Origin of the sequence: Lactiplantibacillus plantarum (genome assembly GCF_014131735.1) — a bacterium.
GTDB lineage: Bacteria > Bacillota > Bacilli > Lactobacillales > Lactobacillaceae > Lactiplantibacillus > Lactiplantibacillus plantarum.
This window is the reverse complement of record NZ_CP039121.1, coordinates 1850095-1875451: the sequence shown is the minus strand read 5'-3', so window position 1 is coordinate 1875451 and position 25357 is coordinate 1850095. Positions and strand designations below refer to the sequence as shown.

The following is a 25357-nucleotide window of genomic DNA, read 5'->3' as shown; positions in this document are numbered from 1 at the left end:
ATGCGAGCAATTTTAATTGGATTTATGGGTAGTGGGAAAACAACGGTCGGTCGGCTTTTGGCGGCCGGGTTAGCAACTAAACATGCTGATTTAGATGATTTGATTGTTCAGCGGGCGGGACGGTCGATTACGACTATTTTTGCGGAGCAAGGAGAGGGGTACTTCCGGCAATTGGAGCATCAGACTTTGCTCCAAGCACTCGAAACACCCGGGATTTTATCGACCGGTGGTGGTACTCCGACCATTGCAATGAATGCAATTAGTCTGAAACAAAGCACGGTGCCAGTTATCTGGTTGACGGCTAGTGATCAAACCACTATTAACCGTGTTAAAAATGATACTAGCCGACCACTTGTCAATGAATTGGATACAGGGGCACTGATTGCGTTGAAGCAACGGCGCCAAGCCTTATATGCCGCTGCGGCCGATTTGACGATCGCAACCGATCAACTGACACCCCAGCAGATTGCCCGCCAAATTCAGCAGTGGCTGAATCAGCAACCAGTTGCGCTCCAGGCTTGAAGAACCATGTAACTGTCAACTGTGGTTAGCGTGCCGGTTGCATTTTAAGACGATAACATTGAATAAGCGTACATCAGCCACACTAAGGTCGTTGCACGCTTTTTTGATGGCAGCATATGTTGAAAGTCATCGGCGTAATTAGGGACGGTCCCGCGCGGTATCCTTTTGATAAGGGGACTAATTTGTGCGATTCTTGTTTTTCAGTCGTTTTATTTGACTAATAGGGATTAAGCTCACGGTTTTCTGGATCAATGAGTTAAATACAGCTTTGCCAGGCACATACGTGGTCGTCAGTGGCACCGGACCAGCGTGTCGATTTGGGGTATCTTAGTTGCGGTGCTCAGGGCCTTGAATTCTGTGATAATCCGCTTACATATTTGTGAGGTGTGGTATACTGAAAACCGTCGATTAAGAACGATCGAATCCGTGGCACGGCGATTGGCTGCCACTAGAAACCGAATTTAAATGATTGAAGGCGTTTTTTATGTTGAACGGGATTCTACCATTATATAAACCTCGTGGGATGACGAGCTTTGACTGTGTCGCTAAAATCCGACGACTCTATCAGACCCGCAAAGTAGGTCATTCAGGGACACTGGACCCAAATGTGGATGGCGTTTTACCGATTTGTATTGGGAATGCGACTAAAGTTGTGCAATTTTTAGTGGCTTCTGGCAAAGAATACCAAGGGAGCATTACCCTCGGATTTGCAACGACTACTGAAGATTTAGATGGTGAGGAGATTGCGCGCCAAGCGGTCACAGAGCCGTTCACAAGTGACCAAGTTGATGCTGCGCTGGCACAGATGACGGGGGCCATTACGCAAATTCCACCGATGTTTTCAGCAGTAAAAGTAAATGGGCGGCGTTTATATGACTATGCGCGCAGTGGTGAAACTGTCGAGCGCCCAGAACGGCATATCACAATTAGCAGCTTCAAGCAACGGCAGGCATCTACCTATGACTCGGCAACCCAGACTCAGACGATCTATTTTACGGTCGCTTGTAGTAAAGGGACTTATGTTCGCACGCTAGCGGTGGATGTCGGCAAAGTGCTCGGGGTACCCGCTGTGATGAGTGATTTGACCCGATTAAAGAGTGGCGGCTTTACTTTAGATGAAACCGTGACCTTTGAGGAAATCGCGGCCCACGTCGATGCTGGAACGGCCGGAGCATTATTGGCGCCAATTGATAAAGCTTTAAGTCAGTACCCGCGAGTCACGTTAACGGATGAGCAGTGGCAACGGGTCAAAAATGGGGCCTTTATTACGGCGGCAGAAGGGCAACAAACTGATCCAGATGCGAACACGATGGTTGCGTTAGTTTACCAAAACAGCCTAAAATGTCTATATAGTTATCGACCGGACGAACAGCGGTACAAGCCGTTCAAAATGTTTGCGGTCAATTAAGGAGTTTTTGTCATGCAGGTGATTAATTTAAAGTATCCCGTGGCGTTGAGTCAGATTCCCGAAGGACCAATCGTATTGGCCTTAGGATTTTTTGACGGCGTTCACCGTGGACATCAGCAAGTCGTTGCAACGGCACGCCAGGCCGCTCAGGCGCAACACGCCAAACTAGCGGTGATGACGTTTGACCAGCATCCGTCAGTTGTTTTTAAACACACTGATCCGCAGCAAGTCCGTTATTTAACGACAATTGATCAAAAAACGGCATTGATGAGTGAGCTCGGCGTTGACATCTTATATGTACTTCACTTTGATGCCACGGTCGGTGCCATGCCACCCCAAACGTTTGTCGATCAGTTAATTGTTGGATTACACGCACAAACGGTGGTTGCTGGTTTTGATTACACGTACGGGCCAGCTGAAATTGCAAATATGCAGCGTTTGAATGACTATGGTCATAACCGGTTTGAAATCATTGAAGTTCCTAAGGCGGAATTAGATGCTGAAAAGATCAGTTCCACGCGGATTCGCCGCGCTTTGGACGCGGGAGATATCGATACGGCTAACCGGTTACTGGGCTATCAATATGAAACTGCCGGCGAAGTAGTTCATGGTGAAGCGCGGGGCCGAACGCTCGGCTTTCCAACGGCCAACGTTGCTCACGGGCCCAATACCCGGGTTCCCGGAATTGGCATTTACGCGACGATGGTGCAGATTGGGACACGCTGGGTTATGGGAATGGCCTCAGTTGGACGAAATGTCACGTTTGGTGATCACCGACCAATCACGGTTGAAATATACTTATTAGGTTTCCAAGGAGATCTTTATGGCCACAATTTAACGGTGCGTTGGGGGCACCGGATGCGCGGTGAAATTAAATTTGCTGGGGCGGATGCCTTGGTTGCGCAATTAAAGCGGGATGAACAAAACACCCGTGACTATTATGTGGCGCATCCCTTTGTGGTCACACCCCGGATTCAAGTTGCACAACAATCAAATCGTTTGGAGGCACAATGAATGGACACAACAACAATTTTTCAACACGGCACATTAGGCTTACTTGTTCCCGGATTATTTGACGGGACGATTACGGCTGGTGAACTCTTAACCCATGGTGATACGGGTATTGGGACGTTAGACGGTCTCAATGGTGAAGTGATTATTCTAGGAGGTCACGCCTATCAAGCACGTGAGGATGGTCAAATTCGGGAAATTCAGCCCGAAGAGACGTTACCATTTGCATCGGTGCACTTTGAAAAGCCTGATATTAGTGCGCAATTAGCTGCAATCACACAAACTGATTTCGAGCAACAAGTGGTTCATGACTATCGTTTGACCAACGTGTTTGCGGCTATTCGCGTCGATGGGACCTTTGCAAAAGTCAAGACGCGAGTCGCGCCTCGTCAGGAGCCACCGTACAAAACATTAGTCGCGGCAACGGCAACACAACCGGAATTCACCGGTGAACATGTTGACGGAACGATTATTGGCTACTACGCACCGCATTTGTTCCAAGGCGCTACGGTCGGTGGCTTTCACTTACACTTTCTAAGTAAAGACCATCAATTAGGTGGACACTTGCTGGGGTTTGAAGTCGAACAAGCGACGCTGAAAGTTCAACATTTTGCTGACTTTCATGTGCACTTGCCAATCGACAATGAAGCGTACTTACAAGAACAATTTGATAATGAAACCATTGATCATGCCATTAATAAAGCTGAACGTTGATTAGTTTGAAAGCTGATTACCGTTAAGGCCAGGTTTCACTAGAATGTCTGTTGGCAATGTACATCAGGCTAGTCAAAAATCTCGAGAGTCTGTAACTCTTGAGATTTTTTTGTTGTGGCTGGTGTGCTGAGTAATGGCAGCAGAAAAGCGAGTAGTCTGCTAGGCACCATGCTTGCATTGTGAAGGGTGAGGGTGTATATTAGCACTCGTAAGTAAGGAGTGCTAATTGGGGGCGACGGTCAATTAAGTCCAGTCATAGTGGGACTGGTGTCCTAATAATTTAAGCATTCTTTTCTAGAAATACTTTGTCTTTCCTTGACTTTCATCAGGGTGGTTGTTATATTAGTAATTGTGTTAGCACTCCATTAAGTTAAGTGCTAAAAAGAGGTGATGATCACGTTAACTGAACGACAAAGCCTAATTTTAAAGGCCATTGTCCGTGACTATACCGAGGGCGGTAATCCAGTTGGATCCAAATCGCTAGTTCAAGAACTACCGATCAAGGTCAGTTCAGCGACGATTCGTAATGAAATGGCCCGACTAGAAGATTTAGGATTAATCGTCAAAACGCATTTGTCTTCAGGGCGAATTCCATCGATTAAGGGGTATCGGTACTATGTTGACCATATCCTAAAGCCTGAAAAGGTGGATGGCAAAGACTTGAAGGTGATTCAACATTCATTAGGCGGTGAATTTCACAAGATCGATGAGATCGTTGCTCAGTCGGCGGATATCTTGTCGCAACTGACAAGTTACACGACCTTTACATTGCGACCTGAACTTAAAGATAGTCGGTTGAGTGGTTTCAGACTCGTTCCGTTGGGGAATCATCAAGTAATGGCGATTCTAGTGACGAATAATGGTGACGTTGAAAACCAGACGTTTACTATTCCTAGTGACATTACCGGCGATGAGCTGGAACCGGTCGTTCGTTTCATCGACGATCAACTGGTTGGCCTGCCGTTACAAGACGTCCTCCGCCAATTAACGCATGAGATTCCGTTAAAACTTGCACAGTATTTGCAAGATCCAGATGGTTTCTTAGATATTTTTGGCAGTGTGTTGTCCAAGGCAGCTTCCGAGCGCTTTTATGTTGGTGGTAAGTTGAATTTGTTCAACTATACGGACCAGCAGAGCCCTAAAGAGTTACAGTCATTGTACTCGTTACTCGACCAAACGGACCGGTTAGCTAACGTGATTGGTCCACCCGGTCAACGGATTCAAGTCCGAATCGGTAATGAGATCACCAACGATTTGTTGAAGAACTACAGTTTAATTACCGCGACTTACGATGTTGATCAACACGGACAAGGTGTGATTGCCTTGCTCGGGCCGACCGCCATGCCGTATTCACGGATGATTGGACTGATGGGTGCGTTCCAACGAGAATTAGCCCGCAAATTATTAGATTATTACCGGTACTTTGACGAGTGACGGACAGGGAGATGAAAACATTGGCAAAGAAATCAACGCGGACGACGCCGGAAGATTCACAAGCGTCAACAACTGATTCAGCAGCAATGTCAACTGCCAGTGAAGCGACACAGGCAGCGACGAGTGCGACTGATGATCAAGCTGAGCAAACGACAGCGGTCGATCCGACACAACAAATTACTGATCTCAAAGCGCAATTAGATGCGAAAGATGACCAGTTATTGCGTGCACAGGCGGAGATCGTCAACATGCAAAACCGCAACAAAAAAGAACAAGCGGCGCTGTTGAAATATGACGGTCAAGCACTTGCAAAGGATGTCTTACCAGTTCTGGATAACTTGGAACGGGCTTTGGCAACGCCAGCTGACGATGAAGCGGCCCAACAGTTGAAGAAGGGTGTCGAAATGGTCTATGGCCATTTACAGGATGCTTTGAAAAAACATGGGGTCACCGAAATTGCGGCTGCGGGCGAAAAGTTTGATCCCAATATTCACCAAGCTGTTCAAACGGTGCCAGTTGATGATGATCATCCAGCTGATACGGTAGTACAAGTCTTACAACGGGGTTACCTATTGAAAGACCGGACCCTCCGTCCAGCAATGGTTGTTGTGGCACAGTAATTAATCAATAAAAATACTAAATTAAAAAGAGGTTTGTTAATTTATGGCAAGTAATAAAATTATCGGGATTGACCTCGGGACTACTAACTCTGCGGTAGCGGTTCTTGAAGGTAATGAACCTAAGATTATCACCACTCCTGAAGGTGGCCGGACGGTTCCTTCAGTTGTGGCATTCAAAGATGGCGAAACTCAAGTTGGTGAAGTTGCCAAGCGGCAAGCAATCACTAACCCGAATACGGTAGCTTCAATCAAGCGTCACATGGGTGAAGCTGGTTACAAAGTTAGCATCGAAGGTAAGGACTACACCCCACAACAAATCTCAGCAATGATTTTGCAATATATCAAGGGCTTTGCTGAAGATTACTTGGGTGACACGGTTGAAAAGGCCGTTGTGACTGTTCCAGCTTACTTTAATGATGCCCAACGGCAAGCAACTAAGGATGCTGGTAAGATTGCCGGCTTAAACATTGAACGGATTATTAACGAACCAACGGCGGCAGCTTTAGCCTATGGTTTGGATAAGACCGACAAAGATGAAAAGATTTTAGTCTATGACCTTGGTGGTGGGACTTTTGATGTTTCCATCTTGGAATTAGGCGACGGGGTCTTCGAAGTATTATCCACAAATGGTGATACCCACCTTGGTGGTGATGACTTTGACCAAAAGATTATCGACTGGTTAGTTGATGGCTTTAAAGCTGACAACGGTGTTGATTTATCAAAAGACAAGATGGCCTTACAACGGTTAAAGGATGCTGCTGAAAAGGCTAAGAAGGACCTTTCAGGTGTTTCTGAAGCTCAAATTAGTTTGCCATTTATTTCCGCTGGTGCTAGTGGCCCATTGCACTTGGAAACCACGTTAACACGTGCTAAGTTCAATGAATTAACTGCTGACCTAGTTGAAAAGACGCGCATTCCTGTTGAAAATGCCTTGAAGGATGCTGATTTATCGGCTAGTGACTTAGACGTTGTCATCTTGAATGGTGGGTCAACTCGGATTCCAGCTGTTCAAGAAGCTGTTGAAAAGTGGACTGGCAAAGAATCTAACCATTCTATCAACCCTGACGAAGCGGTTGCTTTAGGGGCCGCTGTTCAAGGTGGTGTGATCACTGGTGATGTTAAAGACGTTGTTTTGCTCGATGTTACGCCACTTTCACTTGGTATTGAAACCATGGGTGGGGTCTTCACTAAGTTGATTGACCGTAACACGACGATTCCAACCAGCAAGTCGCAAGTATTTAGTACGGCGGCTGATAACCAACCAGCTGTTGACATTCACGTGCTCCAAGGTGAACGGCCAATGGCAGCGGATAACAAGACGTTAGGTCGCTTCCAATTAACGGATATTCCGGCTGCACCTCGTGGTGTTCCTCAAATCGAAGTTAAGTTTGACATCGATAAGAACGGGATCGTTAACGTATCTGCTAAGGATATGGGAACTAATAAAGAACAAAAGATTACCATCAAGAGTTCATCGGGTCTTTCTGACGACGAAATTGATCAAATGGTCAAGGAAGCCAAGGAAAACGAAGAAGCCGATAAGAAACGTAAAGAAGAAGTTGACTTGAAGAACGAAGTTGACCAATTGATCTTTACTACCGACAAGACTTTGAAAGATCTTGAAGGCAAGGTTTCAGAAGATGAAGTTAAGAAAGCCAAAGATGCTCGTGATGCTTTGAAGAAAGCTCAAGATGATAACAACATTGACGAAATGAAGGCCAAGAAGGACGATTTGAACAAGATCGTTCAGGACTTATCAGTTAAGTTGTATCAACAAGCTCAAGAAGCTCAGGGTGCACAAGGCGGTGCCGACAGTAATGCTGCTGGCAATGCCGACTCAGCCAAGGGCAGTGATGACAACACGGTTGACGGTGATTTCGAAGACTTGGATAAAGACAAGGATAAGAAGTAGCACCGGCAGAACAAAAAGGCCAAGGCCACGTGGCTTTGGCCTTTTTGCTTTAAATATGCTAGTATTAATGAGACTTAATTAAGGTTCATTAGGAGGTTACAATGGCAGAGCAAGACTTATATAAGGTTCTGGGTGTTGAAAAGGATGCCAGTCAGGACGAAATCAAGAAGGCGTACCGCAAGCTTTCGAAGAAGTATCATCCTGATTTGAATCATGAACCTGGCGCGGAAGAAAAGTTTAAAGCTGTCAATGAAGCGTACGAAACGTTAGGCGATGCCCAGAAGCGGGCACAGTATGATCAATTCGGATCGACTGGTGGCCAACAAGGTTTCGGTGGCGCCGGCGGTTTCGGCGGTCAAGACTTTGGTGGCTTCGGTGGCGGTGGCGGCTTTGAAGATATTTTCAGTTCCTTCTTCGGTGGTGGCGCTGGTGGTTCACGGCGTTCTAACCCAACGGCCCCGCAACAAGGCCGAGACTTACAGTATGAGATGACACTGAAGTTTGAAGATGCGATCTTTGGTAAGAAGACGACCATCACCTACAATCGTGAGGAACAGTGTGAGACTTGTGGTGGCTCTGGTGCCAAGCCAGGAACGTCACCAGTGACCTGTTCGAAATGTCATGGTGCTGGCTATATTCAGGTACAGACTAATACGCCACTCGGTCGAATGATGAGCCAACAAGTTTGTGACGTTTGTCATGGAACTGGTAAAGAAATCAAGGACAAGTGTGCCACTTGTGGTGGCTCTGGTCATACTGAACAAAGTCATTCCATCAAAGTGACGGTTCCTGCTGGAGTTGAAGAAGGCCAACAAATGCGGCTTCAAAATCAAGGTGAAGCGGGAACGAATGGTGGCCCTTATGGTGATTTATTCATTATCTTCAGAGTTGAGCCAAGTAAGGACTTTGAACGGGATGGCGCGACGATTTACTTCAAGTTGCCGATCGACTTCGTTCAGGCCGCTCTTGGTGATGAAGTTCAAGTTAAAACGGTTCACGGGGACGTTAAGTTGAAGATCCCAGCTGGTACTCAGACGGGGACAACTTTCCGGTTACGTGGTAAAGGTGCACCACGATTACGTGGCAATGGCAACGGCGACGAACGCGTTACCGTTAATATTGAAACGCCAACGCACTTGAACAAGGGTCAAAAAGAAGCTTTGAAGACCTTTGCTAAAGCTAGCGGCAAATCAGTTGCTGGCAATGGCAAGAGTTCGTTATTTGACAAGCTTCGGGGTGTTTAACCGAGCGAACTAATTCCAGAAATATACAAAAAGCTGGGCGATGCCCATCACAAAAATGTGATGAGGATTGTTCAGCTTTTTTTAGTGTCAATCAAGCACTCCGGCCTGTTTATTAAGTGACCTTTCAGTAACACGGTTTTTGTGCAAACTGTTTCGTTATCCTGTCGTCCGGGGATTAGTGAGTGCTAGAATTAGTCAAGGAGGTGAAGTAATACGCTGCTAGCTTACGGGGGACGTAACGTTGATGTTACAAAACCGTTACAAATATGTCGTATCAGCGAACGAAAATGCAGGATTTTGATCTTTTTGAGCCGGCCTAACCGTTATTGGTCGGTAGGTTGTTACACTATAACTTGAACTTACGTCCTATTGGCGGCGTAGCTAATATCACCAATCGGTTCGTAATTGATAGCTAATGGGGAGGTCAATCATTGTGAAGCAAAGCAAACTTTTAGTAACAGTTTTGCTTGGACTGCTGATTGTGGGTGCTGGTGGCGGCTACTATGTTTATCATACAGAGCGGCAAGCAGCGATTGCTAAAAAGCGTCAAACTGACAAAGCATTGAATAAGAAAGCGGCATTAAAAAATAGCCAGCTTAGTCGTAAGATTAACCAGACAACGTTTTCGAATAATAAGAACACGGATGAGCAAGTGACTAAGGCTTTAAACCTAAGCCATTTTGTGGGGTCAGCATTAGTTGTTAAGAATGACCATGTCATTTATAATCGTGCCTTTGGTTACGCAAACAAGGCTAAAAATCAACGTAATAAAGTCAATTCAAAGTATCAAATTTTATCGATTCAAAAGTCAATGACGGCGGTTGGCATTATGCAGTTGGTGCAGGCGGGGAAAGTTAAGCTGACTGATCCGATTTCGAAGTATTATCCAACTTTAAAGCATGGGCGTCAGACAACGCTTCGCCAAATGTTAGATATGACAACAGGGTTCCGTTTGAAGAGCGGTTCAAAAGAATTCTTACCAGAAAATCAAGTGATTGATTTTGCGGCTCACAATGTTTTTTACTACCCAGATAAAAATGGAATTTATAATTATTCATCCGTTAATTTTCTGTTGCTAGCTGGCATTATTCGCAAGGTAACTGGTCAATCATATCAGCACTTCTTTACAACACATTTTATTGACAAGTTGAATCTGAATGAAACGGGCTTTTTGATTCATGGTCAAGGTCAAGATGCGACAACTGGTTACCGAGCGCTTGCAGACCAAACACTTCCGAATTATGATCAAACAATGCCAGAAAGCAAATCACAAATGGCCAATGAGTTAGGTACTGGGCAAGTTTATATGAGTACAGCGGATTTATTTACCGTTGAAAGTGCCATTCTTAAAGGGCAGTTGCTGTCAAAAAAGAACGTTGCAATTTTGCACACGCGCACAGCCACAGGTGAATATGGCGGTGGTGTTTATAACATGAGTAATGGTATTCGGTCACACGGACTTGGTTATGGCTATGAATCCAGCATCTTCCTCTCACCGGATGGGAAGACTGGTGTTGTATTAATGAGTAACTACTATCGCAAAGCTGCTGGTATTCAAGCAACAGCCAACAAGATTTTTACGGAATTAATGAAGGGTGATATTAAGTAACTGACATTGGGTTAGTGGAGGAGGTGATGGCATGTTTGCAAAGTTGAAAAGCTGGTTTCAACGTCCGGTCGTTCAATTCATTGCACTTACAGTATTTTACTTTGCTGTCATGCTCGCCTTGGTTTATCTTTACGGTTATAGTGGGATCAACCAAGCGAAGTTTATTTACAACGAATTTTAAAAATGGATGCAGTAACACTATTGTTTGGGGGGAGTTTTAATTATGATTAAGAACATCATTACAACGATTGATGATTATGCACGGACGCAACCCAATAACGTGGTTTATGATGTGCAAGGTGTAACGCACACTTATGCGGAATTAAAAGCTTATTCAGATGCCTTGGCGGCGCATCTTGACACGCTCGATTTACCAGCCAAGGATCCAATTATTGTGTTTGGTGGTCAGACGTTTGAAATGATTGCGACTTTCTTAGGAGTTGTTAAGTCAGGTCGGGCGTATATTCCAATCGATACACATTCACCAAATGAGCGGTTAACAATGATTAATGAGATTGCTAAGCCAGCTGCCGTTATTGCTGTTGCTGATTTGCCAACCGGTGTCGGGACAACCCCCGTGATTACACCAGATCAATTGGCGGCTATCTTTGCGACTCCCGTTGATTATCAAGCGGATCATGTCGTTAGTGGCGATGATAATTACTATATTATCTTTACTTCTGGTACCACTGGGATGCCAAAGGGGGTCCAAATTAGTCATGATAACTTGGTCAGTTACGTTGACTGGATGTTGAGTGATGACTTCGGATTGCCTGACCAGCCGAACTCGCTGTCGCAACCACCATATTCATTTGACCTATCCGTGATGGACGTTTACCCAACCTTAGCGTTAGGTGGGACACTATACGCATTACCGAAGGCCGTGACAGATGATTTCAAACAATTATTTGCTGCGTTGCCGACGTTACCAATCAACGTTTGGGTCTCAACACCATCATTTATGGACATTTGTTTGCTAGAACCAAAGTTTAATGCTGAAAACTTGCCAACTTTGACGCACTTCTTGTTCTGTGGTGAGGAACTCACACATAAGACGGCGGCGACACTCAAGAAACGGTTCCCAGATGCCCGGATCTTCAATACGTACGGGCCAACTGAAACCTGCGTCGCGGTAACTCAAATTGAAATTACGGATGCCGCATTAGCGCAGTATGATCGGCTACCAATTGGTTATGCCAAAGCTGATACGCGGATACTTGTGGTTGATGAAAATGGTGAGGCGGTTCCAAATGGCACGGAAGGTGAACTGATTATCGCCGGACCATCCGTTTCGAAGGGGTATTTGAACAACTCTGAAAAAACTGCCAAGGCTTTCTTTGAATTAGACGGGCAACCCGCCTATCATTCTGGTGATATTGGCACGATGGATGCGGACGGTCTGTTCCGTTATCGTGGCCGCGTTGATTTTCAAATTAAAATGCATGGTTACCGCATCGAACTAGAAGAAGTGGATCACTTCTTAGCACAGCAACAGCATATTAAACAAGCCGTTGCCGTTCCAAAATACGATAAAGAGCACAAAGTAACGCAAATGATTGCGTACGTGGTACCAAAGCCGAATGACTTCGAAAGTGACTTTGCTTTGACCACTGCAATTAAAAAGGACCTACAAGGAATGATGATGGAATACATGATTCCACAACGGTTCGTCTATCAAACGAGCTTGCCATTAACGCCTAACGGTAAGATTGATGTCAAGTCGATCATTAAAGAGGTTAACCCAGAATGATTTCTTTTGACCCATATGGTAACCCAACGTACTTTGTGCTGCTCTTTATCGCGTTGTTACCGTTAATGATTGGTCTGTTATATGGTCGGCGATCCCATTGGTATGAATCATTGATATCGTTTATCTTCTTAATGCTGACCTTTGGCGGTGTTAAGTGGCGCACTGGGATCGCGTTAATTATCTATTTGGTCTATCAGATCACACTAGTTTGGTTGTACTCAAAGTATCGACAACGACCAGATTCACCTAATAAGGGCTGGGTTTTCGTTGTCAGTGTGATTTTAGCGATTATTCCACTAGCTGTCGTTAAGATCACACCAGCCGTGGCACATGGTGCTAATTCAATTATTGGTTTCTTAGGAATTTCCTACCTGACTTTCAAAGTGGTCCAGATGATCATGGAGACCCGTGATGGGGTGATTAAAGAATTCCATCCGGTACTGTTTGGCCAGTTCTTGCTGTTTTTCCCAACGATCTCGTCTGGGCCGATTGACCGGTATCGGCGGTTCGTTAAGGATTACGATAGTGTCCCGACCCGTGAAAAGTATCTCGGGTTAGTTGAAAAAGGGGTCCGCTACATTTTCTTGGGATTCTTATATAAGTTCATTTTGGCTTATATCTTTGGTACGCGGATGCTACCTGTCGTTGAACACGCGGCCTTGCAAGCTCACGGCATGTCATGGGCGTTAGTCGGTGTGATGTACGTCTATAGTATGGATTTATTCTTTGATTTTGCGGGTTACAGTTTGTTTGCCGTCGGTATCAGTTACCTGATGGGTGTTGAAACTCCGATGAACTTCAATCAACCGTTTAAGTCAAAGAACATCAAAGACTTCTGGAATCGTTGGCACATGACGTTGTCCTTCTGGTTCCGTGATTTCATCTACATGCGGTTGGTATTCTTTATGATGAAACACAAGGTCTTTAAGAGCCGGATCACAACGGCCAACGTGGCATACGTTATTAATATGTTGATCATGGGGTTTTGGCACGGGGAAACATGGTATTACATCGTTTATGGGCTATTCCATGGTTTAGCAATGGTTGTCAACGATGCTTGGTTACGGTACAAGAAGAAACATCAAGCGCAGTTGCCGTCTAATAAATTTACGGAATACTTTGCGATTTTCCTAACGTTTAACGTCGTTTGTTTCAGTTTCTTGATCTTCTCAGGATTCTTGAACACGTTATTCTTTGGAGCCCGGCCATAATATAATTACAATAAGGGAGCGTAATGACAATGGATGATACAAAAGCAACGGTTTTATCAATTTTAGCAGACTTAACGGGGGAAGATGTTTCCAGTAACATGGACGTTAACCTGTTTGATGAAGGAATCTTAGATTCAATGGGTTCCGTCCAACTTTTATTGGAACTTCAAAATCAATTAGGAATCGAAGTGCCGGTCTCTGAATTTCAACGGTCAGAATGGGATACACCGGCTAAGATTGTTGCAAAGGTTGAGAACTTGCAATGAACGTTGCCAAACGCCTTTTTAAGATTTTTGGGCCAATTATTTTGGCAGCCGTCTTATTATTGGCCGTACTGCTTTCACCGTTCTCATTTGGATTAAACCATATTTCTAAGGATACTGAGAAAAAAGCGGCCGTTTCCTTGTCAGCCAACGTATTAAAAGGTCGGTTAGTTAAACGACAGGCGCTGGATGATGGCTATGTCCCGTTCTTTGGTTCTTCAGAATGGTCACGATTTGATCCAATGCATCCGTCCGTACTGGCAACAAAATATCACCGCAATTACCGACCATTTCTACTCGGTGCGCGGGGGACCCAGTCGTTGACGCAGTATTTCGCGATGCAATCGGTGAAAAAGCAGATTACAAATAAGAAGGCCGTCTTTGTAATTTCGCCACAATGGTTTGTGCCACAAGGAACGCGGAAAGATGCGTTTTCGTACTATTACTCACCACTGCAGACCATTGATTGGTTACAGGATGAGCAGAATACGGCAATGGACCGGTATGCCGCTCAACGTTTGTTACAGATGCCATCGGGTTCTTCTGATCGCATTTTGGAAGGCGCCCTGGCACGTGTGGCAGCTGGGTTTAAACCAACGAGCGCACAAATGACGTATATTAACTATAAGGCACGTGTCCTTGGCAGTGAGGATGAGTTCTTCTCACGTTTTGGAATTGCGGGCAAAAATTTACGGACTGTCAATGCGCAAGCTAACAAGTTACCAGCGACATATAACTTTAATCAGTTAAACCAATTAGCCGGTAAAATCGGTGCGGCGCAAACGGACTCGAACAGTCTTGAAATCAGCAATCAATTTTGGAACACGAAGTTAAAACGTAATTACAAGCGACTCAAAGATTCACAGCGACACTTGAATTACACGAAGTCACCAGAATTTGCCGATTTTCAACTGGTTTTGAATCAGTTTGCAAAGACACACACCGATGTCTTGTTCATCATTCCACCAATCAATCAGCGCTGGTCTGCTTATACCGGACTGTCAATGAAGATGATTGCTCAGTTTGACAAGAAGATTCAGTACCAGTTGAAGAGTCAAGGGTTTAATAACGTCTTGGACCTGACCCAGGACGGTGGTAAGGACTACTTCATGACTGATACGATTCATCTTGGCTGGCGTGGTTGGTTAGCCGTGGATCAAAAGGTTGATCCATTCTTGACTAAGAAGACGAAGCCGGTTCATTATCAGATTAATGACGACTTCTATTCAAAAGAATGGCAATTACTCAAACCCAGTGAAATCAAGGATTTTGAATAACCTACTAAAAAGTACAGGCCATATTGGCTTGTACTTTTTTGTTACGTCATTTATTCAGTGGCGCAGCGGGGTGTCTGGAGCGGTCTGATAGAAAAATTGTGCTTGTGCCACTAACTTGGTATAATTGTAGGGATTAGGATTTAGGAAGAAAGTAGGAAAATCAATGGATAAAGCGACAATGCAAGACCGACAACAACATATTCGGAATTTTTCAATCGTCGCCCATATTGATCACGGCAAATCGACGTTGGCGGATCGTATTCTGGAACTAACTGATACGATTTCCAAACGTGAGATGCAAGACCAAGTGTTGGACTCAATGGACTTGGAACGTGAACGTGGGATTACGATCAAATTGAATGCGGTAGAGTTACACTATCAAGCAAAGGATGGGGAGACTTATATCTTCCACTTGATCGATACACCTGGACATGTTGACTTCACGTATGAAGTCTCACGGAGCCTCGCAGCCTGTGAAGGGGCGGTTTTAGTCGTGGATGCGGCGCAAGGGGTCGAAGCCCAGACGCTAGCCAACGTGTATTTAGCCATTGATGATGACTTGGAAATTGTCCCGGTGATCAACAAGATTGACTTGCCATCGGCTGAACCTGAAAAGGTGCGCAAAGAAATTGAAGATGACATTGGGATTGATGCGGAAGATGCTGTTCTAGCTTCAGCGAAAGCCGGTATTGGTATCGAAGATCTGCTCGAGCAAATCGTGCATAAGATTCCGGCTCCTCAGGGGGATCTTGATGCGCCACTCAAGGCCCTAGTGTTTGATTCCGTCTATGATGATTATCGGGGCGTGGTGCTGAGTGTTCGGATTCATGAAGGCATCGTTCGTCCAGGAGATCGGATCCGGTTGATGAACAGTGGTAGTGAATATGAAGTGACGGAAGTCGGCGTTAATTCACCGAAACCGTTAGCACGGGATTATTTGATGGCGGGGGATGTTGGTTACATTACGGCTAGCATCAAGGATATTCAGGATACCCGAGTAGGTGATACGGTCACGAACGCGAAAAATCCGGCCGAAAAGCCATTGGCGGGTTACCGTGAAATGAATCCGATGGTCTACGCTGGGATTTATCCGACTGATAATGCCAAATTCACCGATTTACGGGAAGCGTTGGAAAAATTAAAATTGAACGATGCCGCATTGGAATTTGAAGCGGAATCATCACAAGCACTGGGCTTTGGGTTCCGGTGTGGATTCCTGGGACTGCTACACATGGACGTCATTCAGGAGCGCCTCGAACGGGAATTTAATCTTGAACTAATTACCACGGCGCCGTCCGTAACGTATCATGTGCGGATGACTGATGGCACGGAGAAAAAGGTGGAAAACCCGGCTGAAATGCCTGAGGCGTCTGCAATCAAGGAAATTCGTGAACCGTATGTGAAAGCTCAGATTATGGTGCCTAATGATTACGTTGGTGCGGTCATGGAATTAGCCCAGCGTAAACGGGGCGAGTTTGATACGATGGAGTACTTGGATAGTAATCGGGTCAACGTGGTTTATCACATTCCGTTGTCCGAAATCATTTTTGACTTCTTTGATAAATTAAAGTCGAACACGCGCGGCTATGCCTCGTTAGATTATGATTTAGACGGCTACCGTGCCAGTGATCTCGTTAAGATCGATATCTTATTAAACGGTGACCAAGTTGATGCTCTGAGCTTTATCGCACATCGCGACTTTGCACCTGCGCGTGGACGCGAGATTGCCGCCAAGCTCAAGACGATTATCCCCCGGCAAAACTTTGAAATTCCGGTACAGGCAACGATTGGTTCTAAAGTCATTGCTCGGACGAATATTAAAGCTTACCGTAAGGACGTGACGGCCCATCTGTACGGTGGTGACCGGACGCGGCGGATGAAGTTACTTGAAAAGCAAAAAGCTGGTAAGAAGCGTATGAAGGCTGTCGGTAAAGTCGAAATCCCGCAAGAAGCGTTCATGGCGGTTCTGAAAACTGACGAAGACGAAAAGCCGAACTGATTAAGTTTATAAAAAATGGTAGCGACATCGATTGATGTCACTACCATTTTTTGCGTTATTGTTTAGATGCAATTGTAATCTGATTAAGATGGTTGTAAGCACCAATTAACCCCAAACATCATCCATATGCGGTAGTTGTAATAAGCCATCGCTAGTCGGGTCAGTTGTGCCGATGGTCTTTAAATGCCAAGTGCCCTGATCGTCCTTGGTCGCAACGACTTTTTTGCGTTTGCCTTCTTGATTTTTGTAGAAGCAGTTTTCACTATCCGCACCGATTTCGCGGGCGAGGACTTCGTTGGATGTGACATAACCGTCATTGGTTTGAAATTTTTCGATTTGGTCGACCGTTGTCAACTGTTCATGACCACGACGATAAATTCTTTCGATGAGTATCATCAGTAAATTCCCCCTAATATTGATAACCTTACTAATTTAATCATATTTTACCATACTCGGATACGCGGCAAAAACAATTCTGAAATGGTTAGCAAATTTATAAGAATTAAAGTTCGATACTTGCTAAACCAATGGCAAATTGGTACACTACTTGTTTAAAGTCTGCTATAATAATAGCTAGATATGAAAATATACTAACGATAAATTAATTTATTATTTAATCAATTTCACATTGTGAAGGAGAGATCAACGACATGTTAAAACGCACGAAACAGTTTCTGCGATCAATACATTATGACTACGATAAAACATATATTAGACCGCTGATGGTGCCCGACAGCGTTTACGTGTTGAAATTCGGTAAGGACCATCGCAACAATCGGGTGGTCGTTAAGTACAGTCATACTTGGACCGGGCGAATCAAAATCAATGAGATCGCGGTTCGGTTGCACAAGCAAAAGCACCCGCGGATCTTTAAGCATGAAGCCGACATGATTAAGTATTTGAATAAGCATCTAACCAAAAAGACCGCAAATAATGATTAAATGAACATGAGGACGGACTAGCAAGGTGGCTAGTCCGTTTTCTATTAGGGGCGAGTAAAACAAGTTATGATAGCAATCGAACGATTTTTAAGCACACGTACGACACCTGAAATTGCGGTGAGCCTACTGGGTAAACAGTTGCGCTTACAGACATCTAGCGGTGTATTGACCGCCTGGATCACAGAAACAGAAGCGTATCTTGGTGCCCGTGATGCAGGAGCTCACGCGTATCAGAACCACCAAACGCCGCGCAATCGCGCACTCTGGCAATCAGCGGGAACAATTTATATTTATCAAATGAGGGCCTGGTGCTTACTGAATATTGTGACACAAGCTGCCGGTACGCCAGAATGTGTCTTGATTCGCGGAATTGAACCAGATGCGGGGCTTGAACGAATGCAACAGCAGCGGCCAGTGCCCATTGCGAACTTGACCAACGGACCGGGCAAGCTAATGCAGGCGCTTGGGTTAGATAAAACGTTAAATGGACAAACGCTGCAACCGGCGACCTTATCATTGGATTTGAGTCATTATCGCCAACCGGAACAAGTTGTGGCGACTCCGCGAATTGGAATTGTCAACAAGGGTGAATGGACAACGGCACCATTGCGGTACTTTGTGGCTGGCAATCCATTCGTATCCAAGATTTCTCGCCGGACCATCGATCATGAACATCATGGTTGGATGACCAGGTGATTGTCAAGTTAATCAGGCTTGTTATATAATTGTTACTAAGAAAAACGTGATAGTCTTAAGCGATGGCGCTTGGCGCTCTAGCTTTCGATGGGAGGAAAATATAAAGATATGAAATGGACTGAAGTAACGGTCAGTACTTCTAATGAAGCTGTCGAAGCGGTGGCAAACATTTTAATGGAAGCCGGGGCCAGTGGCGTCAAAATTGATGATGCCTTGGATTATCAGAATTTAAAGCCTGATCGGTATGGTGAGATCATCGATTTGGCGACGATTCCACACGTTACCAGTGGGGCGAAGATTTCTGCTTATTATCCTGAGACGGTGTTTGTACCGGAAGTCATTCCAACGATCAAGCAGCGGGTTAGTCAGCTGACTGATTTTGGGTTGAATCCAGCACCTAATGAAGTCAGTATGACGGCTTTATCGGATGAAGACTGGGCGACTGCCTGGAAAAAATACTATCACCCCGTCCGAGTTACGCGCTATTTGACGATTGTGCCAAGTTGGGAACAGTACCAACCAGTGCAATCAGGTGAGCTTGTGTTGCGACTAGATCCTGGTCAGGCTTTTGGTACCGGAACGCATCCGACAACCAAGCTCTGTTTGCAGGCGCTTGAAACTGTGATCAATGGTGGTGAACACTTGATCGATGTGGGTACTGGGTCCGGGGTATTGAGTATTGCGGCCAAAGCGATGGGCGTCGGTGCAGTAGAAGCTTACGATCTTGACGATGTCGCTGTGGCATCAGCTCAAACGAATTTGGACTTGAATCCAGTTGCCAAAGATGTTCACGTGGCTGCCAATGATTTATTAGCTGGGATTGACACGCAGGCTGATATTATCGTTGCCAACATTTTGGCTGAAATTATTATTCCGTTGGTACCACAAGCCCGTCAAAACTTAAAACGGGGCGGCTATTTCATTACCTCTGGCATCATCGATGATAAGTTCCAGGTCGTCATGACGACAATTAAGGAAGCGGGCTTCCAAATTACACAACATACGCAAATGGGTGACTGGCACGGTATCGTGGCTTATCTACCAACAGCTGAAGATTAGTGGAGGACTGAAATGCAACGATACTTTTTATCAACACCGATTACGACAACGATCGGGCAAACGTTCACTATCACGGGTGAGACGGTCAAACACTGGGTCAAGGTGATGCGCGCACAACCGGGGGACACTGCGGAATTCGTTACGACGACACATCAAGTCGTGCTGGCGGATTTGGTGAAAAGCGATGGTCGAACAGCTACAGCGACAATCACGGCCGTTACGACGCCCCATGTTGAATTGCCGTTGCCAGTGACTATTGCTTGTGGGTTGTCTAAAGGCGATAAACCCGAACAGATCGTACAACGTGGTACTGAATTAGGTGCGAGCGCCTTCGTGTTTTTCGATAGTCAGTGGGCAGTGGCTAAATGGGCAGCGAATAAGCGGGCCCGCAAGTTGGCCCGCTTGGCGAAAATTGCGCAGGGCGCGGCTGAACAGTCACACCGGACGATGATTCCTAGTGTGAGCTACGCAACGGATTTAAACCAGTTGTTAGCACACGTGTCATATGATACCGGGGTCGTAGCGTGGGAGGAATCAGCCAAACAAGGTGAGAGCAGCCAACTGGTGCAGACGTTAAAAACGATGACCGCACCACAACGACTGCTGGCGATTTTTGGTCCTGAAGGGGGCTTGGCACCACAAGAAGTGGCGACATTACAAACTGCTGGTATCGCGGCAGTGGGCCTGGGTCCACGAATCATGCGGGCCGAAACGGCACCCCTCTACTTACTAAGTAGCGTTTCTTTTTGGTGCGAACTAGTGTAATTTTGCGGTCGGTGGTGTACAATAAATAATCATAGTCATTTAGCAATAAAGCGTAAGCGAGGGAGTTAGTTTGACGGAAAAAATTCGTAAGTTTAATGGCCAGTATTGGCTGATTGCGCTTGTCGTTGGGGTGATGATACCATGGTTGCTACGATTTACGAGTATTAGCCGGTTTCATCAGATTGTATGGCTACTCTTTGTAGTTGACTTTGTGCTGGCAGCAGTCGTTGGCTGGTGGATTCGTCGGACTGAACGGACGGGCTGGTTAGTCTGGCTATTCCCAGTGGGCTGTTTTGTCGGGCTCTATCTATTTTTCCCAACGTATGTCTATTACTTAGCGTTAGTTGATTTAGGCATATCCTACTTAGCATATGGGTTAACTGGTCCCCGCGCGAGTTTGCGTTAAAACGGTTGTCAAGGCACGTTGGGTGGGAACCTCACGTGCCTTTTATTAAATAGAATCTTTGTGGAAGTCGTGGTGATAAAATGCCCAAACAACCTACCTGGACTGCCCAGGATGTCCTGGACATGGTTCAAAAGTATATGAATAGTGATCACGTCGCGTTAGTTAAACGGGCGTGTGATTTTGCAACTTATGTGCATAAGGATCAGTATCGCCAATCTGGTGAGCCGTATATTATGCATCCGATTCAAGTTGCTGGTATCTTAGCTGAATTGAAGATGGACCCTGAAACCGTCGCTTCGGGTTTCTTACACGACGTTGTGGAAGATACTGGTGTTACTTTAGGAGACGTTGAAGAACTGTTTGGTCATGACGTGGCCGTTATTGTTGACGGGGTCACCAAGCTGGGTAAGATTCGGTACAAGTCCAACAAAGAACAGCTTGCTGAAAATCACCGTAAATTACTGTTGGCGATGTCTAAAGATATTCGAGTCATGATTGTCAAATTAGCTGATCGCTTGCATAATATGCGGACATTGCAGCATCTGCGGCCCGATAAACAGCGGCGAATTGCAAATGAAACGTTGGAAATTTACGCCCCCATTGCCGATCGATTAGGGATCAGCACGATTAAATGGGAACTAGAAGATATTTCACTACGTTATTTGAATCCTCAACAGTATTATCGCATTGTCCACTTGATGAATTCGCGGCGTGAGGACCGTGAAAAGTACATCGAGATTGCCATTCAAGACATTCAAAAGGCGCTCCATGATCTGGAACTACCAGAAGCTGAAATTTATGGTCGTCCGAAGCATATCTATTCAATTTATAAGAAGATGCGGGACAAACACAAACAGTTTAGCCAACTTTACGATCTGCTGGCAATTCGGGTGGTCGTGGATTCAATCAAGGACTGTTATGCAGTTTTAGGTGCGATTCACACACAATGGAAGCCCATGCCGGGGCGTTTTAAAGATTATATTGCGATGCCCAAGGCCAATATGTATCAATCTTTGCATACCACGGTGGTCGGTCCTGAAGGTAAGCCCCTCGAAATACAGATCCGGACGTTTGAAATGCACCGGGTCGCTGAATACGGGGTCGCAGCACACTGGGCGTATAAGGAAGGTAAACGCGACGAGGTCCAAGAGACTCAGTCGGGCAACAAGTTGAACTTAGTCAAAGAAATCATTGAGCTACAGGATGAAAGTAAGGACGCTGCCGACTTTATGGAGGGCGTCAAGGGCGACCTCTTTAGTGACCGGGTCTATGCTTTTACGCCCAAGGGTGACGTGACAGAATTACCAAAGGGCGCTGGACCACTGGATATGGCATATTCGATCCATACGGAAGTGGGTAACCATACGACTGGTGCGAAAGTCAATGGCAAGATCGTTCCATTGGATTACCAAATCAAAAATGGTGATATCGTGGATATTTTAACGTCCACTAGTTCAACTGGTCCTAGCCGTGATTGGCAGAAATTAGTCTATACGCGGCGGGCCCGTAATAAAATCAAACAGTTCTTCCGCAATGCTGACCGTGAGGAAAACATCATTACGGGTCGTGATTTGCTTGAGAAGCAGCTACGTGATTTAGAGTTTAATCCAAAAGAAATCATGACTAAGGACAAGGTGACGGCGGTCGCTCAAAAGATGCACTACGGTAGTGAGGATGATTTGTTCGCGGCCTTGGGGTTTGGTGACGTCCAACCGGTAGGGATTGCTAACCGGTTAACGAGTGATGTTCGTAAACAGCGCGAGGCTAATCGGCAGCGTGAACGTGAGGAGGCCATTTTGGCAGACTCTACGGAAGCGCCAGCGAAGAAGAAATCGAAAGATCATCATAATGAGGATCAGGAGAAGCAGGATCGGAAGCGGCAAAAGGTCTCATCTTCTGGTGGGGTGATTATTCAAGGCGTCGACAACTTACTCGTACGTCTAAGTCATTGCTGTTCTCCAATTCCGGGTGATGAGATTGTTGGTTATATTACGAAGGGGCGCGGTGTTTCGGTTCACCGTGTTGATTGTCCGAACGTTAAGAGCGCAGAAGCAAATGGTGAACGGTTGATTGATGTTCAGTGGGAGAATCCCGAGGGTGACCGAACGAACTACAATTCTGATTTGGAAATTCAAGGTTATAACCGTAATGGCATGCTCAACGATGTGTTGAAAGTTATCAATAATCACACGAAATTTTTGACCAATGTCAACGGTAAGGTCGATCACAACAAGATGGTCATTATTAGTGTTTCGTTGGGGGTTCGCAACTTGGAACATCTCCAACGAATCATTGACAGTCTGAAAAATGTTCAGGATCTTTACGTTGTCGAACGGAAAATGTTTTAGGAGGCTTCTATGCGAGTCATTGTTCAGCGGTCACAGCAGGCACAAGTTAGTATTGATGGGAAAGTTCGGGGCACGATTGACCACGGTTTCGTCCTATTGGTTGGTTTTCAAGATGGCGACGGTCAAGCCGAATTGGATTACATCGCGCATAAGATTTTAAACCTCCGCGTTTTTAGTGACGCAGATGGAAAAATGAATTTGAATATTCAACAAGTCGGTGGAGCAATCTTGTCGATATCGCAGTTTACGTTATACGCGGAGACGCGCCATGGTAATCGACCAAGTTTTACAGCGGCGGGTAATCCTGAATTGGCTAGCAAATTGTATGATACATTTAATCAGCAATTAGCTGCCAGTGGCGTGACCGTTGCGACTGGTGAATTTGGTGCCGATATGCAAGTTTCCTTGGTTAACGATGGGCCGGTCACGATTTGTTATGATACTGATCAACGTTGAAGTAAAAGCTGAAAGACCAATCCGGTACTTTCAGCTTTTTGGCTATTACAATTATTAGCGGGAGTGAATGAGATGCGTGAGTTTTTATGGGACCTCGATGGAACCTTGTTAGATACTTATCCAGCCATGGTCCAAGCTTTCCAAAAAGCAGTTGCCGAGTTAGGTGGGACTATTCCGGCTGATACAACGTACCAGCTGATGCGGCAACAGTCAGTTGGTTATGCGGAAAGAATGGTTGCGGCTCAGTATGGTTGGGATTGGCATGATTTACGGGCGGGCTATCAACGTTGGGAGCCACAATTACAGCATGCACCGGCCGCCTTTGCGGGTGCTCAAGCGGTGCTTGAAAAAGTTATCGCAGTTGGTGGTCACAATTATTTGATGACCCATCGTGACGAAAGCGCACAAGCCTATTTACAACGAGCGGGTTTAGCCCAATATTTCACAGATGCGGTCACGGCTGCTCAGCCATTCCCACGTAAACCTGATCCAGCTGCGTTGAATTATTTATTGAATAAACACCAGGTCGACCGTCAACGCGCCGTTATGGTGGGTGATCGCAACTTGGATATCGATGCCGGTCACAATGCTGGGATTGCCGGATATTTATTTGATATTGACTGCCTGATTACGGTGACTAGTGCCCCGGAAGTTCAAGTTACGGATTTAAACGACTTATTGACCTTTGTCGACTAGTCTAGACACTCGAAATATTGTGATAGCTGATGATTGTAGCTAAAAAATTGTATACAAGCCTCGTGACCGAGTCCTCTCAATGAGCTGCACGGGTCGCGAGGCTTGTATTAATATTGCATGAGAATTCGGTCAACGGCTGGTCCGTATGTTTCACCAAAGAGGTTCAGGTGGGCCAGTAAATAATAGAGTTGGTAGCTTGGTAGGCGGTCTTGCATACCGGGCGCAACCGGGTAGGCTGCTTGGTAAGCCTGATAAAAATCAGTATCAAAACCACCAAAAATCGTCGTCATGGCCAGATCCGTCTCTCGGTCACCGTAAAACACGTCGGGATCGATCAAAACGGGCGTACCGGTCGTGTCAAATAAGTAATTACCTGACCACAAATCGCCATGTAACAGGCTTGGTTTTACCGTGTGCATGTGGGAATCTTGCAACAGTTGTTGTCGTAAGCGGTGATAATGCATTTCACGCGTTTCTGACCATAAATGGTGTTCCTTAGCCAAATTGACTAATACATCTAAACGTTGTTGTGTATAGAAAGTTGCCCAATCAGTCTGCCAATGATTAATTTTCGGTAACTTGCCAGCTGTGAAGTCGTGGTCAAGACCAAATTGGGCGTGGTGTTGATGGTGAACTTTGGCGACAGCCGCTCCCAGTGCGGACTGACTGCCAGTCCCGGTCGCTAGCCAATCTAATAAGAGATAACCGTCTGTGGCAATCGTGCCACTGGCGATGACACGCGGTGTCTTAGTCACTGCACCAAGTAGTCGCAATCCAGCGACTTCGTGGTCAAAGAAAGTAACGTCGTTGTGCGGCTGAACCTTCAAAAAATATTGGTGATGACGGGTGATGATTTGAAAGGCCGCGTTGATGTCGCCACCGCTCACTGGTTGCACTTGCTGAATGTCAGTGAGTGGTAGTTGTGCGAGCCAAGTTTTTGTTAAGTGCATGTTAACTCCTCCTTGCTGCGATGTTAAATACGGTTACCATCACTGTAACGCAATTAATTGTTATTA

General features: G+C 45.6%; 25 protein-coding genes. 23 read left to right on the top strand and 2 right to left on the bottom strand.

The features are described from left to right. The 15 genes from E5260_RS08670 to lepA all read left to right on the top strand — a co-directional run bounded on the left by E5260_RS08670 (position 1) and on the right by lepA (position 16974). Positions 1 to 522 carry a shikimate kinase gene (locus tag E5260_RS08670; protein ID WP_003640717.1) on the top strand — a complete coding sequence of 174 codons (522 nt, stop codon included), beginning with the start codon at positions 1 to 3 and terminating at the stop codon, positions 520 to 522. 484 nt (positions 523 to 1006) lie between these two features. Next, the gene (gene truB / locus E5260_RS08665; RefSeq protein ID WP_003640716.1) at positions 1007 to 1930 is read left to right on the top strand and encodes a tRNA pseudouridine(55) synthase TruB; all 924 of its coding nucleotides are present in this window, start codon (positions 1007 to 1009) and stop codon (positions 1928 to 1930) included. Positions 1931 to 1942: 12 nt separating this feature from the next. Then, on the top strand, positions 1943 to 2944 hold the full coding sequence (gene ribF / locus E5260_RS08660) for a riboflavin biosynthesis protein RibF (protein ID WP_003640715.1): 1002 nt from the start codon (positions 1943 to 1945) through the stop codon (positions 2942 to 2944). Beyond that, positions 2945 to 3655, top strand: a complete 711-nt coding sequence (budA, locus tag E5260_RS08655) for an acetolactate decarboxylase (protein ID WP_003640714.1) — start codon at positions 2945 to 2947, stop codon at positions 3653 to 3655. A 390-nt stretch (positions 3656 to 4045) separates the two neighbouring features. Next, a complete protein-coding gene (gene hrcA, locus E5260_RS08650; RefSeq protein WP_003640713.1) occupies positions 4046 to 5089 on the top strand; it encodes a heat-inducible transcriptional repressor HrcA in 1044 nt (347 codons plus the stop codon). A 20-nt stretch (positions 5090 to 5109) separates the two neighbouring features. Beyond that, the gene (gene grpE / locus E5260_RS08645; protein WP_003645970.1) at positions 5110 to 5709 is read left to right on the top strand and encodes a nucleotide exchange factor GrpE; all 600 of its coding nucleotides are present in this window, start codon (positions 5110 to 5112) and stop codon (positions 5707 to 5709) included. 43 nt (positions 5710 to 5752) lie between these two features. Beyond that, complete coding sequence (gene dnaK / locus E5260_RS08640; protein WP_003640711.1) at positions 5753 to 7621, top strand: molecular chaperone DnaK; 1869 nt, start codon at positions 5753 to 5755, stop codon at positions 7619 to 7621. A gap of 101 nt (positions 7622 to 7722) precedes the next feature. Next, positions 7723 to 8865 (top strand): molecular chaperone DnaJ, encoded by a 1143-nt coding sequence (gene dnaJ / locus E5260_RS08635; protein ID WP_003640710.1) that lies wholly within the window; start codon positions 7723 to 7725, stop codon positions 8863 to 8865. Positions 8866 to 9280: 415 nt separating this feature from the next. After that, on the top strand, positions 9281 to 10474 hold the full coding sequence (locus E5260_RS08630; protein ID WP_003640709.1) for a serine hydrolase domain-containing protein: 1194 nt from the start codon (positions 9281 to 9283) through the stop codon (positions 10472 to 10474). 31 nt (positions 10475 to 10505) lie between these two features. Next, complete coding sequence (locus tag E5260_RS08625; RefSeq protein ID WP_003640708.1) at positions 10506 to 10655, top strand: teichoic acid D-Ala incorporation-associated protein DltX; 150 nt, start codon at positions 10506 to 10508, stop codon at positions 10653 to 10655. A 42-nt stretch (positions 10656 to 10697) separates the two neighbouring features. Further along, positions 10698 to 12224 (top strand): D-alanine--poly(phosphoribitol) ligase subunit DltA, encoded by a 1527-nt coding sequence (dltA, locus tag E5260_RS08620; RefSeq protein WP_003640707.1) that lies wholly within the window; start codon positions 10698 to 10700, stop codon positions 12222 to 12224. Then, entirely contained in the window at positions 12221 to 13435 is a 1215-nt protein-coding gene (gene dltB / locus E5260_RS08615) for a D-alanyl-lipoteichoic acid biosynthesis protein DltB (RefSeq protein ID WP_003640706.1), read from the top strand. Before dltA ends, dltB begins: the two co-directional genes overlap by 4 nt. A gap of 23 nt (positions 13436 to 13458) precedes the next feature. After that, positions 13459 to 13701, top strand: coding sequence for a D-alanine--poly(phosphoribitol) ligase subunit DltC (dltC, locus tag E5260_RS08610; protein ID WP_003640705.1), 243 nt, complete (start codon positions 13459 to 13461; stop codon positions 13699 to 13701). Then, positions 13698 to 14975, top strand: a complete 1278-nt coding sequence (gene dltD / locus E5260_RS08605) for a D-alanyl-lipoteichoic acid biosynthesis protein DltD (RefSeq protein ID WP_003640704.1) — start codon at positions 13698 to 13700, stop codon at positions 14973 to 14975. Before dltC ends, dltD begins: the two co-directional genes overlap by 4 nt. Before the next feature lie 163 nt (positions 14976 to 15138). Next, positions 15139 to 16974 carry a translation elongation factor 4 gene (gene lepA / locus E5260_RS08600; RefSeq protein ID WP_003640703.1) on the top strand — a complete coding sequence of 612 codons (1836 nt, stop codon included), beginning with the start codon at positions 15139 to 15141 and terminating at the stop codon, positions 16972 to 16974. A 105-nt stretch (positions 16975 to 17079) separates the two neighbouring features. On the opposite strand, the gene E5260_RS08595 is transcribed toward lepA, so the two are convergent. Then, positions 17080 to 17370: a hypothetical protein gene (locus tag E5260_RS08595; protein ID WP_003640702.1), complete on the bottom strand. Its 291-nt coding sequence runs from the start codon at positions 17368 to 17370 to the stop codon at positions 17080 to 17082. A 254-nt stretch (positions 17371 to 17624) separates the two neighbouring features. Here E5260_RS08595 and E5260_RS08590 point away from each other — a divergent pair, with 254 nt between their 5' ends. From E5260_RS08590 to E5260_RS08555, 8 genes are all read left to right on the top strand, one after another. Continuing rightward, entirely contained in the window at positions 17625 to 17915 is a 291-nt protein-coding gene (locus E5260_RS08590; RefSeq protein WP_003640701.1) for a hypothetical protein, read from the top strand. A gap of 66 nt (positions 17916 to 17981) precedes the next feature. Further along, positions 17982 to 18611, top strand: a complete 630-nt coding sequence (locus E5260_RS08585) for a DNA-3-methyladenine glycosylase (protein WP_003640700.1) — start codon at positions 17982 to 17984, stop codon at positions 18609 to 18611. Between the two features lie 108 nt (positions 18612 to 18719). Then, positions 18720 to 19670 (top strand): 50S ribosomal protein L11 methyltransferase, encoded by a 951-nt coding sequence (gene prmA, locus E5260_RS08580; protein WP_003644481.1) that lies wholly within the window; start codon positions 18720 to 18722, stop codon positions 19668 to 19670. Positions 19671 to 19682: 12 nt separating this feature from the next. Further along, the gene (locus E5260_RS08575; protein ID WP_003640698.1) at positions 19683 to 20435 is read left to right on the top strand and encodes a 16S rRNA (uracil(1498)-N(3))-methyltransferase; all 753 of its coding nucleotides are present in this window, start codon (positions 19683 to 19685) and stop codon (positions 20433 to 20435) included. A 70-nt stretch (positions 20436 to 20505) separates the two neighbouring features. Next, a complete protein-coding gene (locus E5260_RS08570; RefSeq protein ID WP_003640697.1) occupies positions 20506 to 20841 on the top strand; it encodes a hypothetical protein in 336 nt (111 codons plus the stop codon). Between the two features lie 80 nt (positions 20842 to 20921). Further along, positions 20922 to 23189 carry a RelA/SpoT family protein gene (locus tag E5260_RS08565; RefSeq protein WP_003640696.1) on the top strand — a complete coding sequence of 756 codons (2268 nt, stop codon included), beginning with the start codon at positions 20922 to 20924 and terminating at the stop codon, positions 23187 to 23189. A 9-nt stretch (positions 23190 to 23198) separates the two neighbouring features. Continuing rightward, complete coding sequence (gene dtd / locus E5260_RS08560) at positions 23199 to 23645, top strand: D-aminoacyl-tRNA deacylase (RefSeq protein WP_003640695.1); 447 nt, start codon at positions 23199 to 23201, stop codon at positions 23643 to 23645. A gap of 72 nt (positions 23646 to 23717) precedes the next feature. Further along, positions 23718 to 24341 carry an HAD family hydrolase gene (locus tag E5260_RS08555; RefSeq protein WP_003640694.1) on the top strand — a complete coding sequence of 208 codons (624 nt, stop codon included), beginning with the start codon at positions 23718 to 23720 and terminating at the stop codon, positions 24339 to 24341. Positions 24342 to 24448: 107 nt separating this feature from the next. On the opposite strand, the gene E5260_RS08550 is transcribed toward E5260_RS08555, so the two are convergent. Continuing rightward, the gene (locus tag E5260_RS08550) at positions 24449 to 25291 is read right to left on the bottom strand and encodes a fructosamine kinase family protein (RefSeq protein ID WP_003640693.1); all 843 of its coding nucleotides are present in this window, start codon (positions 25289 to 25291) and stop codon (positions 24449 to 24451) included. Between the last annotated feature and the right edge of the window lie 66 nt (positions 25292 to 25357).

Bases quoted from the DNA above. Each gene is read 5' to 3' on its own strand.
- E5260_RS08670 (WP_003640717.1), top strand. From the start codon at position 1: ATGCGAGCAATTTTAATTGGATTTATGGGTAGTGGGAAAACAACGGTC.
- truB (WP_003640716.1), top strand. From the start codon at position 1,007: ATGTTGAACGGGATTCTACCATTATATAAACCTCGTGGGATGACGAGC.
- ribF (WP_003640715.1), top strand. From the start codon at position 1,943: ATGCAGGTGATTAATTTAAAGTATCCCGTGGCGTTGAGTCAGATTCCC.
- budA (WP_003640714.1), top strand. From the start codon at position 2,945: ATGGACACAACAACAATTTTTCAACACGGCACATTAGGCTTACTTGTT.
- hrcA (WP_003640713.1), top strand. From the start codon at position 4,046: ATGATCACGTTAACTGAACGACAAAGCCTAATTTTAAAGGCCATTGTC.
- dnaK (WP_003640711.1), top strand. From the start codon at position 5,753: ATGGCAAGTAATAAAATTATCGGGATTGACCTCGGGACTACTAACTCT.
- dnaJ (WP_003640710.1), top strand. From the start codon at position 7,723: ATGGCAGAGCAAGACTTATATAAGGTTCTGGGTGTTGAAAAGGATGCC.
- E5260_RS08630 (WP_003640709.1), top strand. From the start codon at position 9,281: ATGGGGAGGTCAATCATTGTGAAGCAAAGCAAACTTTTAGTAACAGTT.
- E5260_RS08625 (WP_003640708.1), top strand. From the start codon at position 10,506: ATGTTTGCAAAGTTGAAAAGCTGGTTTCAACGTCCGGTCGTTCAATTC.
- dltA (WP_003640707.1), top strand. From the start codon at position 10,698: ATGATTAAGAACATCATTACAACGATTGATGATTATGCACGGACGCAA.
- dltB (WP_003640706.1), top strand. From the start codon at position 12,221: ATGATTTCTTTTGACCCATATGGTAACCCAACGTACTTTGTGCTGCTC.
- dltC (WP_003640705.1), top strand. From the start codon at position 13,459: ATGACAATGGATGATACAAAAGCAACGGTTTTATCAATTTTAGCAGAC.
- dltD (WP_003640704.1), top strand. From the start codon at position 13,698: ATGAACGTTGCCAAACGCCTTTTTAAGATTTTTGGGCCAATTATTTTG.
- lepA (WP_003640703.1), top strand. From the start codon at position 15,139: ATGGATAAAGCGACAATGCAAGACCGACAACAACATATTCGGAATTTT.
- E5260_RS08595 (WP_003640702.1), bottom strand. From the start codon at position 17,370: ATGATACTCATCGAAAGAATTTATCGTCGTGGTCATGAACAGTTGACA.
- E5260_RS08590 (WP_003640701.1), top strand. From the start codon at position 17,625: ATGTTAAAACGCACGAAACAGTTTCTGCGATCAATACATTATGACTAC.
- E5260_RS08585 (WP_003640700.1), top strand. From the start codon at position 17,982: ATGATAGCAATCGAACGATTTTTAAGCACACGTACGACACCTGAAATT.
- prmA (WP_003644481.1), top strand. From the start codon at position 18,720: ATGAAATGGACTGAAGTAACGGTCAGTACTTCTAATGAAGCTGTCGAA.
- E5260_RS08575 (WP_003640698.1), top strand. From the start codon at position 19,683: ATGCAACGATACTTTTTATCAACACCGATTACGACAACGATCGGGCAA.
- E5260_RS08565 (WP_003640696.1), top strand. From the start codon at position 20,922: ATGCCCAAACAACCTACCTGGACTGCCCAGGATGTCCTGGACATGGTT.
- dtd (WP_003640695.1), top strand. From the start codon at position 23,199: ATGCGAGTCATTGTTCAGCGGTCACAGCAGGCACAAGTTAGTATTGAT.
- E5260_RS08555 (WP_003640694.1), top strand. From the start codon at position 23,718: ATGCGTGAGTTTTTATGGGACCTCGATGGAACCTTGTTAGATACTTAT.
- E5260_RS08550 (WP_003640693.1), bottom strand. From the start codon at position 25,291: ATGCACTTAACAAAAACTTGGCTCGCACAACTACCACTCACTGACATT.